The sequence below is a fragment of the Hyphomonas oceanitis SCH89 genome (assembly GCF_000685295.1).
Classification (GTDB): Bacteria; Pseudomonadota; Alphaproteobacteria; order Caulobacterales; family Hyphomonadaceae; genus Hyphomonas; species Hyphomonas oceanitis.
On record NZ_ARYL01000005.1, the window covers coordinates 65543 to 81244 of the forward strand.

Genomic DNA, 15702 nt, shown 5'->3' on the forward strand with positions numbered 1-15702 from the left:
TCGTATCTGATCGGGGAACCAAAGACATGCGCACTTCCATCGCCGCCCTCATGACGGGCCTCGCGCTCGCCGCCACCTCCTGTACAACGCCGCCGCCTGCCGAAGCGCCTGACGCACTGGCCACCACCGAAACCGCTGCGCCCCCTGCCCCGCTCCGCCCGGGCCTCGTGCCGGAACAGGCAGGCGATTCCTATTATGTCTCAGCCGCGGCCGCCGTGCAGAAGCGCATTGACACGCAAGGCGTGAAGCCCGCGAAAAACGTGATCCTCTTCATCGGCGACGGCATGAGCATTCCCACCGTCACCGCCGCCCGCATCTATGCCGGCCAGAAGCGCGGCCTTGACGGCGAGTCCTACTCGCTGACGATGGAAACCCTGCCGCACATGGCCCTCTCGAAAACCTACAGCCATGACTATCAGGTGGCCGACAGCGCCTCGACCGCGACGGCCATGACCGCTGGTGTGAAAGTCAATTCCGGCACGCTTGGCGTCCTCAAGGAAGCCACCCGCAACAATTGCGCGCTGGCACAAGGCAACGGCACCGATTCCATCTTCGACCTTGCCGAGCGCGAAGGCCTTGCGACCGGCATCGTCTCCACGGCCCGCATCACGCATGCAACGCCGGGGTCGACCTATTCGGAAACCCCGAACCGCGACTGGGAATCCGACGCGGATCTCAAGGGCGGCGATGCGGGAGACTGCAAGGATATCGCCCGCCAGCTGATCGAATGGCCGGAAGGCGACGGGTTCGAAGTCGCCATGGGTGGCGGACGCTCCGCCTTCCTGACCGAAGCTGAAGCCGACCCGGAAAACGACGGCAAGACCGGCAGCCGCAAGGATGGCCGCGACCTGACCGCCGAATGGGTCGCCAAGGGGCCCGAGCATGTCTACATCACCGACCAGGCAGGCTTCGATGCCACCGACTTTACCTCGAATGTGAAAGTCCTCGGCCTGTTCGAACGCTCGCATATGCAGTTCGAAATAGACCGCGCCAAGGATACGGCCGGCGAGCCTTCGCTGGTTGATCTCACCAAGGCAGCCATCACCCGCCTGTCGCAGGATCCGGACGGCTTTGTCCTGATGGTCGAAGGCGGCCGCATCGACCATGCCCACCACGGCGTCAATGCCGCCCGCGCGCTCGACGAGACCGACGCGTTCGACCAGGCCATCGCTGCAGCCCTCGACATGACCGACAATGACGACACGCTGATCATCGTCACCGCCGACCATTCCCACACGATGACGATTTCCGGCTACCCCCAGCGCGGAAACCCGATCCTCGGCAAGGTCGCGACGGGCCTCGACGACGACCACATGATGGCGCAGGACGGCAAGCCCTACACGACGCTCTCCTATGCCAGCGGCATGACCGCCTGCCGCATGGTTGAAGGCGAGCCGGACTGCACGCGCGAAGACCTCTCCGATGTCGACACGACCGATCCCGACTTCCAGCAGCCCTCGCTGGTGTTCATGGGCTCTGAAACCCATGGTGGCGACGACGTGGCGATCTTCGCCACCGGCCCCGGCTCGGAACTCGTTTCCGGCGTCATGGAGCAGAACGAGATCTTCCACGTCATGGGCCGCGCCAGCGGTCTCGTGAAGGCAGCCAGCGAAGAATAAACTGCCTTACGTAGCGGCCGGGCTGTTCAAATCCCGGCCGCTGCGCAATGCTGGCGGCTGAGACCCGTGCGCCATCAAGCGAGCGCCGGGCCAAACCGGAGGAAACACGATGAAAGCTGCCGTCATGCGGGCGCCCAATGCGCCGCTCTCGATCGAAGAGGTCACGATCTCCAAGCCCGGCCCGCGCGAAGTGCTCGTGCGGCTGAAGGCTGTCGGTGTTTGCCATTCGGACGTGCACTTCTGGGACGGCGCCTTTCCGACCGAAATGCCGGTCATCCTCGGCCATGAGAGCGCAGGCATTGTCGAGCAGGTCGGCTCCATGGTCAGCGCGGTAAAGCCCGGCGATCATGTCGTCTCGATCCTCTCGCCTTTCTGCGGCACCTGCGAATATTGCCTCACAGGCCATATGTCGGTCTGCCACACGGTGAACGGCGAACAGTTCAAGCGCGGCCCGACAGAGGCGCCCCGCCTGTCGATCGGCAAGGAAAAGGTCTCCCAGTTTCTTAACCTCTCTTCCTTTGCCGAACAGATCCTCGTCCACGAGAATACGCTCTGCGTCATCGACAATGACATGCCGATGGACCGCGCCTGCCTGATCGGCTGCGGCGTCATAACGGGTGTCGGGTCCGTGTTCCACGCCGCGAAAGTCGAGCCTGGCTCGACCGTGGCCGTGCTCGGCTGCGGGGGTGTCGGCCTCTCCACGATCAATGGCGCGGCGATTGCCGGTGCCTCGCGGATCATCGCTGTCGACCTTTCAGACGAAAAACTGGCCATGGCGAAGAAATTTGGCGCCACCGACTTTGTTAATCCAAAGAATGGCGACCCGGTCGAACAGGTGAAGGAACTGACGCAAGGCGGCGTTCACTATGCCTTCGAATGCGTCGGTCTGAAGCTGACGGCCGAGCAGGGCTACATGATGATGCGCCCGCGCGGCGTGATGACGGTGATCGGCATGATCCCGCCCGGCGTGAACATTGAAATCCCGGGAATCGAACTGCTTGTTACAGAAAAGCGGCTACAGGGTGCGGTCATGGGCTCGAACCGCTTCCGCATTGATTTCCCAAGACTTGTGACACTTTACCAACAGGGAAAACTCCACCTCGACGACCTTGTGTCCGATCGGATCGGTCTTGACGGGTTGACCGGTGCGCTCCAGAATCTTAAAGATAACAAGGGTTCCGTCGCTCGACAGGTTGTCATGTTTGACTAAGAATCTACGGGAAAACGTGCGCCGTTAACGGGAATGTTAACCATCTGAGGTAGCTTGTTAGAAACTAGCTGCATGAAAATGGGAACGAAAGGAGGGCCTGTTCATTTGACCAATATGACCAAGCCGCCTCAAATCCTTATTGTCGAAGACGAGATCCTCATCGCGATGGATCTTGAAGACATGGTCGCCGAAATGGGCGGGGCCGCTGTTGCCTCCGCCCATACGATTCAAGCAGCCATGAAACTTGCCGAATCAATCGAAGCCGATGCGGCCATTCTCGACGTGGATGTGGCTGGACAGCTTGTGTTCCCGGTCGCCGATATCCTTGCCGCACGGGGCATCCCCTTCCTGTTCAATACAGGCCATTCGGCTGAGGACATTCTCCGAGCGCGCTATCAATCAGCTCCGATCTGCCGCAAGCCCACGCTTCCGCGCCAGCTCAAGTCTGCCCTGAAGCAGCTTCTCTCATCAAAAAATGATTCGGTCGGCAGCGGGCCCCTGCCAGCCTAGTCGCGCAGCAGCTCGTTGACGCCGGTCTTGGACCGCGTCTGGGCATCCACCGTTTTCACGATCACGGCGCAAGCCAGCGATGGTCCGCCATTCTTGTCGGGCAGCGTTCCCGGGACGACGACCGAATAGGGCGGCACCTTGCCATAGCTGATCTCGCCCGTCTGGCGGTTCACGATCTTGGTCGACTGCGTGATGAAGACGCCCATCGCAATCACCGATCCTTCACCCACAACCACGCCTTCAACCACTTCAGACCGCGCGCCGATGAAGCAATTGTCTTCAATGATGGTCGGATTGGCCTGCAGCGGCTCCAAGACGCCGCCGATACCCGTTCCGGCGGAGATGTGGCAGTTCGCACCGACCTGCGCGCACGAGCCGACTGAGGCCCATGTGTCGATCATGGTGCCTTCGCCCACATGGGCGCCAATGTTCACATAGGACGGCATCAGCACGGCATTCTTCGCGATGAAGGCGCCCCGGCGCACGGCGCACGGCGGCACGGCGCGGAAACCGGCTTCGATAAAGTCCGCCTCACCCCAGCCTTCAAATTTCGACGGCACCTTGTCCCACCATGTGCCTGGGCCGGGGCCGCCTGGAACAATGCCATTCGCGTTCAGGCGGAACGACAGGAGCACGGCCTTCTTCAGCCACTGGTGCACGGTCCAGCTGCCATCAGCTTCCTTGCTTGCAACGCGTGCTTCGCCCTTGTCCAGCAGGTCGATAGCAGCCTCGACAACTTCGCGCACTTCACCGGTTGTTCCGGTGGAAAGCTCATCACGGCGCTCCCAGGCGCGGTCGATTACGTCAGCAAGGGCGTGGGTCATTTCGGCGAGTCTCCGGTGGGCAGGCTTAGAGTGTTTCAATCGCCGCTTCGAGAAAAGCGGCAAGGTCGCCCGTCACATAGTCGATGTGATCCGGCCCGTCATCCCCAAGAACATCAGAGAGGTTCGCAGGACGCGCCTCGATCGGTTCATGGCTCCAGTCCTTCTCCGAATGGACAAGAACCGTGGTGAAACCGACATCCTTGGCGGGCGCCAGGTTGCGCGCGAGATCCTCGAAGAAGATCGCGCCGTGGGGGTCGACATCATGCAGTTTCAGGAAGGCGGCATAGGAGGCAGGCTTTGGCTTGGGCACATAATCGGAATCCTCGATTCCAAAACTGCCATTGAACAGATGTGAGAGCCCCATCTTGTCGGTCACCTGCTCGGCATGGCCGCGCGAGCCGTTCGTATAGACAAACTTGCGCCCCGGCAGACGCTCCAGCGCGCTTCGCAGGTTCGGCAGGTCTGGCAGGGGGCTCAGGTCTATTTTGTGGACGTGACCCAGAAAGTCAGATGGGTCTATCTTGTGAACTGTCATGAGGCCAGCCAGCGTGGTGCCATACTCCGCATAGTATTGTTTCTGGACCTTGCGTGCTTCTGCCGGCGGCAGCATCAGCAGGCGCGAGACAAAATCTGTCATCCGCGTATCGATCTCGGCAAAGAGATCGCACTCGGCAGGGTAAAGCGTATTATCCAGATCGAACACCCAGTCGCGGACATGCCCGAAACTGCCAAACGGCGTGATATGCACGCCCGCGCGATTATCGGTCATTCTGGCTCGCCTTTGCAAAGTCGCGCTCGAAGAATTCAAATACCAGCTTGCGGTCCACCGGTGGTGGTGCCGCCTGAAACAGCGCCGTGCGATAGGCCGAGGCCTCGCACTCGTCGCGCCCGATGATCGCAAACTTGGACCGGCCAACACAGAACGCATCAGACGCCTTGGCCAGCGTGCGGATCGTGTCGCCATCCTCCATCTCGCCATAGACGTAGTGCTCCTGCCCGCTGAGCGGCCTGTCGAGCACGCGTGAACATCCGCCCGCTTCCAGCATCCACCAGCCCCGGCTCTCCCAGCCCTCCGAACCGCGCCGCGCAATCGCGCTCCAGATTCGGTTCTTGGTGCGGTTACAGACGGTAAAGCCCACGCCGCGGCCGCGCTCCTTGGCGACCTGCTCGAGGAAATCGATCAGGTCCGCCTCGGACGTCGTCGCCGGGAGGCCGTTCTTCTTCAGGAATTCCGCAATTGCGGCACGCGTCTTGTGGCCGATATTGCCGTCGATCACACCAGACACGACACCCGCCTCTTCCAGCAGCCGCTGGATGCCCGCCGCGCGGGCTTTCTCGGCATCATAATTGTCGATCTCGGTGAACGGCGTCATCCAGCGCGTGCGCCGGGTGACCTCGACCGCCCGAAAGCCGCGCGCTTCGAGCCCCATGGCCGCACATTCCGGCGGGCTTTCCAGCGAGAAGCTACCCGTCGGGTCAACGCAAAGCTCGGTATTGCCGCCCCATTCGCGCACGCCGCCACGATGGGCAGATGAAGTGCGCGCATAGACGAAATGGAATTTCGGCTCCAGCGGGCCGGGCAAAGCCAGCTTGCAGCTGCCGGGCTGAAGCTTGATCCAGCCTTCGACCGTGATGCCCTTGGCTTCCGGCCGACCGATCGCCGCCTCGATAATATAGCTGGTGCGATTGCACAGCGACCAGCCGTCATTGCTGTCCTGCGCAGCAGCCACCTGGCCGAAGCCTACAAAAGCGGCCAGCAGACCGAGGATTTTAAGAAACGAGCGTACCTGCGCCATGTTCTGTGAATAACTCCAGGAGGAGGGCATGCGGCGCACGCCCATCAAGTATCACAGCCGCCCCGACACCATGATTTACGGAATGCGCGGCAGTTTCAAGCTTGGGAATCATACCGCCTGCAGCTGTGCCGTCCGCGATCAGCCCCGGAATATCCGCCACGGGGATTTCCCGCATCAGTTTCTTGTCCTTGTCGAGCACACCGGCCACATCCGTCAGCAGCAGGAGACGGCTCGCGCCCAGCGCCGCCGCCAGCGCGCCAGCAGCGGTGTCAGCATTGATATTGTAGCGCGCGCCATCGGCGCCAACGCCCACCGGCGCCACGACCGGAATGAGGTTCGCATCGGCCCGCAGCATGGCCAGCAGCACGGTCGTGTCCACCGCGCTCGGCTCGCCGACAAAGCCAAGGTCCAGCACCTGCTCGATATGGCTGTCAGGATCTTTCGACGTCTTCGTTGCCTTTTCGGCGCGGATCAGATTGCCGTCAGAGCCCGACAGGCCAACGGCCTTGCCGCCCGCCTGGTTGATCGCCCGAACGATGGATTTGTTGATTGGCCCTGAGAGGACCATCTCGACAACTTCCATCGTCGCTTCATCGGTCACCCGCAGTCCGCCTTTGAATTCGGACGTGATACCCAGCTTTTCCAGCAGGTTGCCGATCTGTGGCCCGCCGCCATGCACAACCACCGGATGGATGCCGAGCGCCTTCAGCAGCACGACATCGCGCGCAAACCCGGCAGAAAGCGCCGGATCAACCATGGCATGGCCACCATATTTCACCACGATGGTCTGTCCGGCATAGCGCTGGATATAGGGCAGGGCCTCGGACAGGGTCTTTGCCGTGAACTGGGCCTGGGAAGCGGTATCTGTCATTGCGCGGCGCGCCATCCTTCATCGTGTAACACTTGCGCCAGCCTCATAAGGCGCTTTTCGGCCCGGCGAAACCCTCGCATTCCGCACGCGACATCCGTGCGCCAAGCCGCTAGGCTCCGGCAAAAGACAAATCAGGCGGGGAAATTCATGATGAAACGCATTCTGGCGGGCGTTGCAGCGCTCCTTGTTATCCTCCTGATCGGTGCCGGAATCTTCCTGTGGGACCCGCTGCCCGCCAACCCGTCCGCCGCCGAGCTGTCCGCTGCTGCCGCAGATTATGACGCCGAGGTGATCCGCGACGAATTCGGCGTACCGCATGTGCATGGCGCGCGCGACGCGGATGCCGCCTTTGGCCTCGCCTATGCCCATGCCGAGGATGATTACGAGACGATCCAGGAAACCGTTGCCGCCGGGCGCGGCATGCTTGCCCATTATCGCGGCCAGGATGCCGCCCCGGTCGACTATCTCGTTGCCCTGCTTGGTGTCTGGGATACGGTGGCCCTGCGCTACGAGACGGACGTGCCGGAAGATGTGAAAGCCATGGCCGAGGCCTATGCGGCCGGCCTCAACCTCTATGCCGCGGAAAACCCCAAGGCGACCTGGCGTGGCCTTGCCCCATTCACCGCAGAGGATGTCGTCGCAGGCTTCATTTTCAAGACGCCCTTCTTCTACGGGCTTGATGACACGTTCATGGGGCTCTTCGGAAATGACTATACCCAGACCATTGCGCTCGACCCCGCCGAAGGCCGCAAGGCTTTCCTGATCGGGCCGAAGACCATGGCGGAGCGCGGCTCCAATGGCATCGCCGTCTCAGGCCGCCGTGCGGGCGATGACGTCACACGGCTGATGATCAATTCCCACCAGCCACTGACCGGCCCTGTCGCCTGGTACGAAGCCCAGCTCACCTCCGATGAAGGCCTCGACATCACCGGCGGCCTCTTCCCCGGCACACCGGTTATCCTGCACGGCTTCACGCCCGATCTCGGCTGGGCCAATACGGTCAGCGCACAGGATCTGGTCGACACCTATGTCCTCACCGTCAACCCGGACAATCCGCACCAGTACAAGCTCGACGGCGAATGGGTGGACTTTACCGAAGCGACCGTCACGCTGCACGTCAAACTGTTCGGCCCATTTGCCCTCAAGGTGAAGCGCCCCGTGAAGCGCTCCGCGCAAGGCCCCGTCATCGAGGCCAAGCACGGCACTTATGCCGTGCGCTATGCCGGCATGGGCGAGATCCGCCAGCTCGAGCAATATTACCGCCTCAACAAGGCCGGGGACATGGACGGCTTCATGTCCGCCATGTCGCTCAACGCCCTGCCCAGCATCAACTACATCTATGCGGATAAAGACGCGAACGTCGCCTTCATCCACAATGCGCAATACCCCGCCCGCAATGATGCCTGGGACTGGTCAGGCGACATGCCGGGCGACAGGTCAGACCTCATCTGGCAGGGCTATCGCCCGTGGGATGACGTGCCGAAACTGGTCAATCCCGTCTCTGGCCTCGTCTTCAATTCCAACAACACGCCCTATAGCGCGACCGATGGCCCGGATAATCTGAGGCAAGAGGATTTTCCCCAGTCCATGGGCCTGCAGTTGAACCAGACCAACCGCGCCCAGCGCATGATGGAACTGACCGACGGCAAGAGCCCGATCAATGAACCGGACCTCCTCGCCATCAAGTTCGACACGGTCTATTCCGCCAAGTCCGAAGCCGCCGACCTGATCGCGAAAGTCATTGCCATCGACTGGAGCCAGGAGCCGGAAATGGACGCGGCTGCCAAGCGCCTTGCCGCGTGGGACATGAACATGAATGCCGAGAGCCGCTATGCCGCCCTCGGCGGCCTCACCGTGCTGCGCGAGATTACTGCCAAATACACCCACCAGCCCGCACCCAAGCCTGAAACGGCCTTCCGTGAGGCCGTTGAATGGTTGATGGTCCACCATGGACGCGTCGATCCTGAATGGGGCGAAGTGAACCGGCTCGCCCATGGCGATGTCAGCCTGCCGATCAGCGGCGGTCCGGACACCCTGCGCGCCGTCTATCCCGATGCCATGCGCGATGATGGCACGCTGCACATGACCGCCGGTGACACATGGATCGCCCTTGTTGAATGGGACCGCCAGGGCCGCCAGACCGCCCGCGTCATCAGCCCCTATGGCAGCGCCATCAAGGACACTTCATCGCCCCACTATACCGACCAGGCTGCCCTCTTCGCCGCCGAAGAATGGCGCAAGGCCCACCTCACGCACGAAGACGTGGTGGCAAACGCCACGCGGACATACCATCCGGGCAAGGATTAGCCCTTAACCACAACCCCTCTCCCTCTGGGAGAGGGGGGACCCGCGCCCAACGGGCGTGAGAGGTGAGGGCCACTTATCCAACCCCAATCGACCCCGGCGTATAATACGCCCGATGTCGGACTTCAGCCTCTTCCGCCCCATGCAGGGCCTGCCATGGTACCTCGTACCGATCTGGCCGCTGATCTTCCTGCGCATCCAGCGCCTGCGCGCATGGCTCAAGGCCAATGGCGGCCCCGGTTCGCAAATGCTCTGGGCCGTCACCAATCATGGCCGCGTGGATGTGGTTTTCCTCTCGGACGACCTATCCGTGCATCCTTCGTGCATTTTCCGTGCACCGGTATCCGATCGGCTCACCCGCGCGCTCGCAGGGGAAGACCTGCTTTCTCCTCCCATCCCGCTTTCCCAGCGCACGCTGGGATCCAGTCCAGCAGGCACAGCTCCTTGCGGCTCTGGGCCCCAGCTTTCGCTGGGGATATGGCTCTTTGTGGAGAAACTGGGCCCAATCCCGGACACCTGACCCGGAATCCCAATCTCAAAAACAGGAAACACACCCCCAAGCGCCTTCACAGGCGTCGCTGGCGTTACAGCATCGCAATCTCGGCGCGCAGCTCGGGGATGCCCCAGCCCTTTTCGGACGAGGTCATCATCACGAACGGGTGGGCCGCGCCATGCTTCTTCAGCTTGGTCTCGATATCCGTCACCAGTTTGTCGACTTCGCCCTTGTTGAGCTTGTCCACCTTGGTCAGCAGGATCTGGTAGGTCACCGCTGACCCGTCCAGCATCGCCATGACTTCTTCGTCCGTGTCCATCAGGCCGCGGCGGGCATCAACCAGCAGGAACACCCGGCGCAGGCTTGGCCGCCCGCGCAGGTAAGATCGCGTCAGCTTCATCCAGGCTTCAGCCTGCGTGCGGCTGACCTTGGCATAGCCAAAGCCCGGAAGGTCGACGAGATAGAGCTGGTCTTCGCCGACGGTGAAATAGTTGAGTTCGCGCGTCCGGCCGGGCTCGGCCGAAGAGCGGGCCAGCTTGTTACGGCCGGTCAGCGCGTTGATCAGGCTCGACTTGCCGACATTGGAGCGACCCGCAAAGCAGACTTCCGTGCGGTCAGCCGGTGGCAGACCTTTAAGGTCGACCACGCCCATGACGAATTCGACAGGGCCAGCGAACAGGAGCCGCCCGGTTTCGATCTGGTCTTCACTCGGGACGGGGCGGGAATCCATGGCTCAACCCGCCGGTTTCTTCTCGCGGCCAAGCCAGCGCGAGATTGTCTTGCCGAGCTCGGTATCGACCCCGTTGCGGCGCATGATGAAATACTGCTGCGCAAAGGACAGCGTATTGCTCCACACCCAGTAGAGGACGAGGCCGGCCGCAAAGCTGCCGAACACGAACATGAACACGATCGGCATCGCCTGGATAACCATTTTCTGTGTCTTGTCCGTCGGCGCAGGATTGAGGCTCTGCAGCATTGCCATCGTCGCCCCGTAAAGCAGCGGCAGGATACCGATGCCGATAATCATGCCGATCACCGGGATCGCCTTGATGTCGGATGCCGCCCAGGGCAGCAGGCCGAACAGGTTGCCAATGGCCGTCGGGTCGGGCGCCGAAAGGTCCTTCAGGAACAGGAACGGCGTGTGGCGCATTTCCAGTGTCACATAGAGCGTCTTGTAGAGCGCGTAAAAGATCGGGATCGTCACAACGAGCGGCAGGCAGCCGCCGATCGGGTTGGCGCCTTCCTGCTTGTAGAGCTTCATGATCTCCTGCTGCTTGCGCTGCGGATCGGCGGCAAAGCGCTCGCTGATCTCCTTCATCGGGTCCTGCAGCTTCTTCATCTTGGCCATGGACTTGTAGCTCTGGTTGAACAGCGGCACGAGCGGCAGCTTCACGAGCACCGTGAAGGCCAGGATCGCCCAGCCGAACGAGCCGAGCACGCCCGCCAGATATTCCAGCACATAGAAGAAAGGCTTGGTCAGGAAGAACGCCCAGCCCCAGTCGATGGCATCGACCATGCGCGGGATGCCTTCCTTGTTCTGATAGTCCTGCAGAACCTGGAAGCGCTTGGCGCCGGCAAAGATGCGGTTCTGGACGGTCTGGCTGGCGCCCGGCGCCAGCGTGATCGCGTCGCTTTCGGTGCGCACTTCCAGCGGGCCGCCGGTGGCGATCGCCTTTTTGTTGAGGCTCGCATCGAACGCGCGGTCCTGCTGGGGCACAAGCGCGCCCATCCAGTATTTGTCGGTCAGGCCCCACCAGCCGCCTTCGCTGGACGGGAAGGTGCCTTCGGCGGTCTCGCCGTCGATCTTCTTCAGTTCCAGCAGCGGCTTGTATTTCTTCATCCGCAATTCGCCATCCACCACGCCCATCAGGCCCTGGTGGGCAAGACCGCTGGCCGTGGCCGAACCGGGATCTGTGACTTCAAGGAAGTCCTTATAGGCGCCGTGGCGCTCGACCGAGCCGATGGCGCGGACAATGCGTTCGCCGGAGCCTGTGTTTGTCAGGGTGTCCTCGAAAGAGAACATATAGTCCTTGTCGACCGAAATCGTCCGCTCGATCGTCAGGCCGTCCGTTTCAAGCCGCAGCGTGATTGGCGTCGCCGGGGTCAGCTCACGACCGCCAACCTGTACCCAGGGCGAGTTACGACCGGCGACCAGCGCCTTGCCATCCGCCCAGTAATAGGTGGCGAAATAGCCATACTCAGCCGATTCCGGACGGAACAGGCGCACTTCCTGGGTCTTCTCGACCGTCAAATAGTGCTTGCGCAGGCTGAGATCGTCGATGCGCGAACCGGCGAGGCGGATCGATCCGTCGACCGAATCGGCCTCGAACTTCACGCGGCCAGGGCCGGAAATGGCTTCATCGACCGTCTTGGTCGCGGCGATAGCCGGCACATTGCTCAGCTCGCTGGCGGTCACGCCCGGCGTTTCCTCGGCCTTGATCGCGGCCTGCTGGGCCTCAAAGCGCTTCTGGGCCGGCTCCATGAAGACCTTCTGGTACCCGAAAACGAAGGCCACCATCAGTGCCATCGCGATCAGGAAATTGCGCTGATCTTGCTTTTCCATGGAATTTTGCCCCGGAGGTTTATGGGCGCCAACTCGCAGATCGAGGCGGCACGGTCAATCAGCGGCGAGGCTTATCAGCGCGCTTTCCATATCGTCAAGCAAACGCGTCCAGCCAATGTCAGCGGTCGCATCCCGCGCAATGAAGACATAGTCGGTTCCGGGCTTGCCAAACCGGGGCAGAAGAAGACGCGCGGCCTCACGCAAACGGCGCTTTGCGCGGTTGCGGACAACCGAATTGCCGACCTTCTTTGTCGCCGTGAACCCTTCACCCATATGCGTGCCGGGGGTCTCGCCGGTCCGCTGTCTCGCCTGTACCACAACGGATTTGCGCCGTTCGGCCTTGCCGCTGCGCACAAACAAGAATTGAGGCCGCTTCGCCAGGCGAACGACCTCAATCGGAATGTCTTGATTGTCCTGCGGCATGGGCAGCTCCCGGCCTTTCAGGCAGCGGGAAGGTCGTGTCTCGCCTAGGCGGACAGTTCCTTGCGGCCTTTTGCCCGACGGCGTGCCAGAACCTTGCGGCCGTTTTTGGTGGCCATGCGAAGGCGGAAACCATGGGTACGCTTGCGGCGCAGGTTGCTCGGCTGGAATGTACGTTTCATGGGTCTGCTCTAAGGCTGATGTGTCTCGGAAAGAGGGGCCAATACAGGCCACAGACACGAAGGTCAAGGCAGCCGGGCAGTATCCGGGGTAATTTCTGCGCATCGGACGTGGCGCATCTAACCCTTCCGCGCCCTAGAGCAGCAACTCATTATCCGCCTCTTCCGCCGGTGTCTCGTCATGCATGGCAAACGCGATACCAAAAGACAGGATACCGACCCGGCCGGCGGTCATCAGGATGATTATGATGAGCTTCCCGAGAACGGACAGATCACCCGTCAATCCCATACTTATACCGACAGTGCCCAGCGCCGAAATGCACTCGAAAACCATGACTTCGAAGGACGCGCCCGGCTCGGTCAGCGACAGAAGGAACATGGCGAGTGTCAGCAGGATCATGAAATAGAAGAATGTCGCCCCCGCCGCCTGCAACCGTGAGGCAGCGATACGTCGCTTGAAAAGCCTGACATGGGCACGCTGCTTGAGCGTCGAGCGAACCAGCCCGACCATGGCGGCAAAGGACGTGGTCTTTATGCCGCCGCCTGTTCCCGAAGGCGATGCCCCAATCGCCATCAGGAAGAACATCACGAGCAGGGTCGCATGGCTGAGCGCGCCGATCGGCACCGTGTTGAAGCCAACGGTGGTAGATGCAGACATGGTCTGGAAGAAAGCCGCAAGCAGTCGGTCGAGGGGGTCCAATGCCGCAATACTCGGTTCGGCGACAAATAGAATGATCGTCCCGATGAGCAGAAAGGCGGCCGTCATGCGAATGATCAGCTTGCTGGTGAAACCGAGATACACAGATCGCCCCGTCAGGTTGCGCCAGATGTCCCAGATGATCAGGAACCCCATCGCGCCGAACAGGCTGAGCGCCGAAATCACGAAGTTCAGCCCGGGATGGCCCGCAAGGCCCTCGAAACTGTTGCTGTTGAGGCTGAAGCCGGCTGTGCAAAAGGCAGACACAGAATGAAAGATCGCGCTCCAGACGGGGTTGCTGATCCCCTCCGATGCAAAGATCGCATAAAGCGCGATCGCCCCCACCAGTTCGCAAATCAGCGTGAAAAGGATGACCGTGCGGATAAACTGGGCCGGACTCGATCCATTCGGCAGTGAAAAGGCTGCCATCGTCACGCGTTCACGTATCGGGATCAGGCGCTCATGGGTCGCGAGCATCGCAAACGATCCAATCGTCATGTAGCCAACGCCGCCTGCCTGAATCAGCAGGAGAAGAACAATCTGGCCCCAAATATTGTAGGTGCTGCCCGGATCAACCGTGACCAGACCTGTTGTCGAGACAGCAGATACTGCGGTGAACAGGTTATCTATCTGCCTCACCGGCACATTCTGCATGAAGGGCAGGGACAAAAGTGCCCAGCCGATAAGCATGTAGAAGACGTATCCGAAGACGAGCAGCTTGGCCGGGTTGATGCGAAGCAGCATCGCGCGGGCACCTTTGTGTGTCTCAAGAAGGGAGCGGCGGAAGACGTCCAGGACACGAGCCTCTGGCATGAGAGCACCTTTGAAGTTGCGCACCACAACGTGAAGAGACGCCGCAAAGTTCCGTCTGCACAGCGTCATATCAGCATGCCAGCCATGCGCGCAACGTGTACCCGGCTCTTTACACGGCCAGCCGACTTGGCTCACACTCGCCACGGGCGGGCAGCAAGAATCAAGGGATATTCATGCGTTTCCTGCGCTCTGCCATCCTGTGCCTCAGTGCCGCGCTCGCCGTACCGGCCGCCTTGGCCCAGGCCATCGACTATGACCGTCTGGACCAGCGCCTGACGCGCCTTGCCGCCGATGATGAGATCGTCGGGCTTTCAGTTGCCGTGATCGAGAATGGCGAGATCCGTTTCGCCAAAGGCTATGGCTTTACCGAGATCGGCGGCGCGCCTGTGACTGACACGACCGTGTTCCGCTGGGCCTCGCTCTCCAAGGGCGTGGCCGCCAGCCAGGTCGCGATCCTTGCCGAACAAGCCAGACTGAACCTCACTGACACAGTGTCCAAGTTCAAGACATCGCTGCGCCTGCCGGGCGGCGGCGAAACGCGCGCAACGCTGGAAGATGTCCTCTCCCATCGGCTCGGCATTGTCTCAAATGCCTATGACACGACGCTGGAAGACGGCCGTGACCCGGTCGAGATCCGTGAAAGCCTGCGCGGCCTGAAGAATATCTGCGCCATCGGCGAATGTCATAGCTACCAGAATGTTGCCTTCGATACCGTTTCGGAAATCGTCGAGCAGGTGACCCATTCCTCCTATGCCGACACGGTGGAGGCCTCGATCTTCCGGCCCCTCGGCATGGTGACGGCCAGTATCGGCCGGGCTGGCCTGCAAGGTTCGGACTCCTGGGCAAGACCTTATGCGAAACGCTCAAAGGAGGCAGGTCCCCCGTTCGAGAAGATCGTGAATGACGATTATTACCGCGTGCCCGCCGCTGGCGGCGTGAATGGCTCTGTCCGAGACCTTGCTCTCTATGCCCGCGCGCAGATGGGCCTCGTGCCAGACGTCCTCAGCGATACGGCCCTCACCATGCTTCAAACACCGCGCATCTATACCAGCCGCGAACAATCGGGCCTCACAAGGCGCTACAAGGGCCACATGAAGGATGCCCGCTATGCCCTTGGCTGGCGCGTCTACAAATATGGCGAGACCGGCAACCGCGTCGTCGGCCATCGCGGCGCCGTGGAGGGCTACCGCTCAATGATCCTGTTTGATCCGGAACGTGACACAGGCATCGTGGCGCTCTGGAACTCCAGCTCCCGCAAGCCTGTCGGGATCGAGTTCGAAGTCATGGACATGGCCTATAACCTGCCCGCGCAGGACTGGATGGAAATCGACACGGAATCAGCTGGCGGCAGCAAATAGCTCTCCTATCGCGATCACGGGGCTTTGATCGCAGGCCAATCAAGC

The 15702-nt window shown here is 61.4% G+C and carries 15 protein-coding genes; 6 read left to right on the plus strand and 9 right to left on the minus strand.

Translation table 11 applies throughout. The features are described from left to right. Window positions 1-26 precede the first annotated feature (26 nt). The 3 genes from HOC_RS05090 (at window position 27) to HOC_RS05100 (ending at window position 3339) form a co-directional block, all read left to right on the plus strand. The gene (locus HOC_RS05090) at window positions 27-1619 is read left to right on the plus strand and encodes an alkaline phosphatase (RefSeq protein ID WP_035536367.1); all 1593 of its coding nucleotides are present in this window, start codon (window positions 27-29) and stop codon (window positions 1617-1619) included. 109 nt (window positions 1620-1728) lie between these two features. Further along, the gene (locus HOC_RS05095) at window positions 1729-2829 is read left to right on the plus strand and encodes a Zn-dependent alcohol dehydrogenase (protein WP_035536369.1); all 1101 of its coding nucleotides are present in this window, start codon (window positions 1729-1731) and stop codon (window positions 2827-2829) included. 105 nt (window positions 2830-2934) lie between these two features. After that, a complete protein-coding gene (locus tag HOC_RS05100) occupies window positions 2935-3339 on the plus strand; it encodes a response regulator (RefSeq protein ID WP_051624544.1) in 405 nt (134 codons plus the stop codon). Here HOC_RS05100 and dapD read toward each other — a convergent pair. From dapD to argB, 4 genes are read right to left on the minus strand one after another with little or no spacing between them, the layout of a single operon-like run. Then, on the minus strand, window positions 3336-4163 hold the full coding sequence (dapD, locus tag HOC_RS05105; protein ID WP_035536371.1) for a 2,3,4,5-tetrahydropyridine-2,6-dicarboxylate N-succinyltransferase: 828 nt from the start codon (window positions 4161-4163) through the stop codon (window positions 3336-3338). The genes HOC_RS05100 and dapD overlap by 4 nt on opposite strands. A gap of 25 nt (window positions 4164-4188) precedes the next feature. After that, complete coding sequence (locus tag HOC_RS05110) at window positions 4189-4932, minus strand: pyrimidine 5'-nucleotidase (protein ID WP_051624545.1); 744 nt, start codon at window positions 4930-4932, stop codon at window positions 4189-4191. Then, window positions 4922-5959: a DUF1036 domain-containing protein gene (locus HOC_RS05115; RefSeq protein ID WP_035536373.1), complete on the minus strand. Its 1038-nt coding sequence runs from the start codon at window positions 5957-5959 to the stop codon at window positions 4922-4924. Before HOC_RS05115 ends, HOC_RS05110 begins: the two co-directional genes overlap by 11 nt. After that, on the minus strand, window positions 5934-6830 hold the full coding sequence (gene argB, locus HOC_RS05120) for an acetylglutamate kinase (RefSeq protein WP_035536496.1): 897 nt from the start codon (window positions 6828-6830) through the stop codon (window positions 5934-5936). The genes HOC_RS05115 and argB overlap by 26 nt, the downstream gene beginning before the upstream one ends. Window positions 6831-6977: 147 nt before the next feature. On the opposite strand from argB, the gene HOC_RS05125 reads away from it, so the two are divergent. Further along, window positions 6978-9137 carry a penicillin acylase family protein gene (locus HOC_RS05125; RefSeq protein ID WP_241766901.1) on the plus strand — a complete coding sequence of 720 codons (2160 nt, stop codon included), beginning with the start codon at window positions 6978-6980 and terminating at the stop codon, window positions 9135-9137. Between the two features lie 112 nt (window positions 9138-9249). Next, complete coding sequence (locus HOC_RS05130) at window positions 9250-9654, plus strand: hypothetical protein (RefSeq protein WP_035536376.1); 405 nt, start codon at window positions 9250-9252, stop codon at window positions 9652-9654. 64 nt (window positions 9655-9718) lie between these two features. On the opposite strand, the gene yihA is transcribed toward HOC_RS05130, so the two are convergent. The 5 genes from yihA to HOC_RS05155 all read right to left on the minus strand — a co-directional run bounded on the left by yihA (window position 9719) and on the right by HOC_RS05155 (window position 14299). After that, window positions 9719-10357: a ribosome biogenesis GTP-binding protein YihA/YsxC gene (gene yihA / locus HOC_RS05135; protein WP_035536377.1), complete on the minus strand. Its 639-nt coding sequence runs from the start codon at window positions 10355-10357 to the stop codon at window positions 9719-9721. A gap of 3 nt (window positions 10358-10360) precedes the next feature. Further along, the gene (gene yidC / locus HOC_RS05140) at window positions 10361-12190 is read right to left on the minus strand and encodes a membrane protein insertase YidC (protein ID WP_035536378.1); all 1830 of its coding nucleotides are present in this window, start codon (window positions 12188-12190) and stop codon (window positions 10361-10363) included. 54 nt (window positions 12191-12244) lie between these two features. Then, window positions 12245-12613, minus strand: coding sequence for a ribonuclease P protein component (gene rnpA, locus HOC_RS05145; RefSeq protein WP_035536379.1), 369 nt, complete (start codon window positions 12611-12613; stop codon window positions 12245-12247). 44 nt (window positions 12614-12657) lie between these two features. After that, a complete protein-coding gene (gene rpmH / locus HOC_RS05150) occupies window positions 12658-12792 on the minus strand; it encodes a 50S ribosomal protein L34 (protein WP_034738102.1) in 135 nt (44 codons plus the stop codon). A 133-nt stretch (window positions 12793-12925) separates the two neighbouring features. Then, a complete protein-coding gene (locus tag HOC_RS05155; RefSeq protein ID WP_035536497.1) occupies window positions 12926-14299 on the minus strand; it encodes a TrkH family potassium uptake protein in 1374 nt (457 codons plus the stop codon). A 173-nt stretch (window positions 14300-14472) separates the two neighbouring features. On the opposite strand from HOC_RS05155, the gene HOC_RS05160 reads away from it, so the two are divergent. After that, window positions 14473-15657: a serine hydrolase domain-containing protein gene (locus HOC_RS05160; protein WP_051624546.1), complete on the plus strand. Its 1185-nt coding sequence runs from the start codon at window positions 14473-14475 to the stop codon at window positions 15655-15657. The last annotated feature ends 45 nt before the right edge of the window (window positions 15658-15702 follow it).

Coding starts and splice junctions, on each gene's coding strand:
- HOC_RS05090 (WP_035536367.1), top strand. CDS start 27: ATGCGCACTTCCATCGCCGCCCTCATGACGGGCCTCGCGCTCGCCGCC.
- HOC_RS05095 (WP_035536369.1), top strand. CDS start 1,729: ATGAAAGCTGCCGTCATGCGGGCGCCCAATGCGCCGCTCTCGATCGAA.
- dapD (WP_035536371.1), bottom strand. CDS start 4,163: ATGACCCACGCCCTTGCTGACGTAATCGACCGCGCCTGGGAGCGCCGT.
- HOC_RS05110 (WP_051624545.1), bottom strand. CDS start 4,932: ATGACCGATAATCGCGCGGGCGTGCATATCACGCCGTTTGGCAGTTTC.
- HOC_RS05115 (WP_035536373.1), bottom strand. CDS start 5,959: ATGGCGCAGGTACGCTCGTTTCTTAAAATCCTCGGTCTGCTGGCCGCT.
- argB (WP_035536496.1), bottom strand. CDS start 6,830: ATGACAGATACCGCTTCCCAGGCCCAGTTCACGGCAAAGACCCTGTCC.
- HOC_RS05125 (WP_241766901.1), top strand. CDS start 6,978: ATGATGAAACGCATTCTGGCGGGCGTTGCAGCGCTCCTTGTTATCCTC.
- HOC_RS05130 (WP_035536376.1), top strand. CDS start 9,250: ATGTCGGACTTCAGCCTCTTCCGCCCCATGCAGGGCCTGCCATGGTAC.
- yihA (WP_035536377.1), bottom strand. CDS start 10,357: ATGGATTCCCGCCCCGTCCCGAGTGAAGACCAGATCGAAACCGGGCGG.
- yidC (WP_035536378.1), bottom strand. CDS start 12,190: ATGGAAAAGCAAGATCAGCGCAATTTCCTGATCGCGATGGCACTGATG.
- rnpA (WP_035536379.1), bottom strand. CDS start 12,613: ATGCCGCAGGACAATCAAGACATTCCGATTGAGGTCGTTCGCCTGGCG.
- rpmH (WP_034738102.1), bottom strand. CDS start 12,792: ATGAAACGTACATTCCAGCCGAGCAACCTGCGCCGCAAGCGTACCCAT.
- HOC_RS05155 (WP_035536497.1), bottom strand. CDS start 14,299: ATGCCAGAGGCTCGTGTCCTGGACGTCTTCCGCCGCTCCCTTCTTGAG.
- HOC_RS05160 (WP_051624546.1), top strand. CDS start 14,473: ATGCGTTTCCTGCGCTCTGCCATCCTGTGCCTCAGTGCCGCGCTCGCC.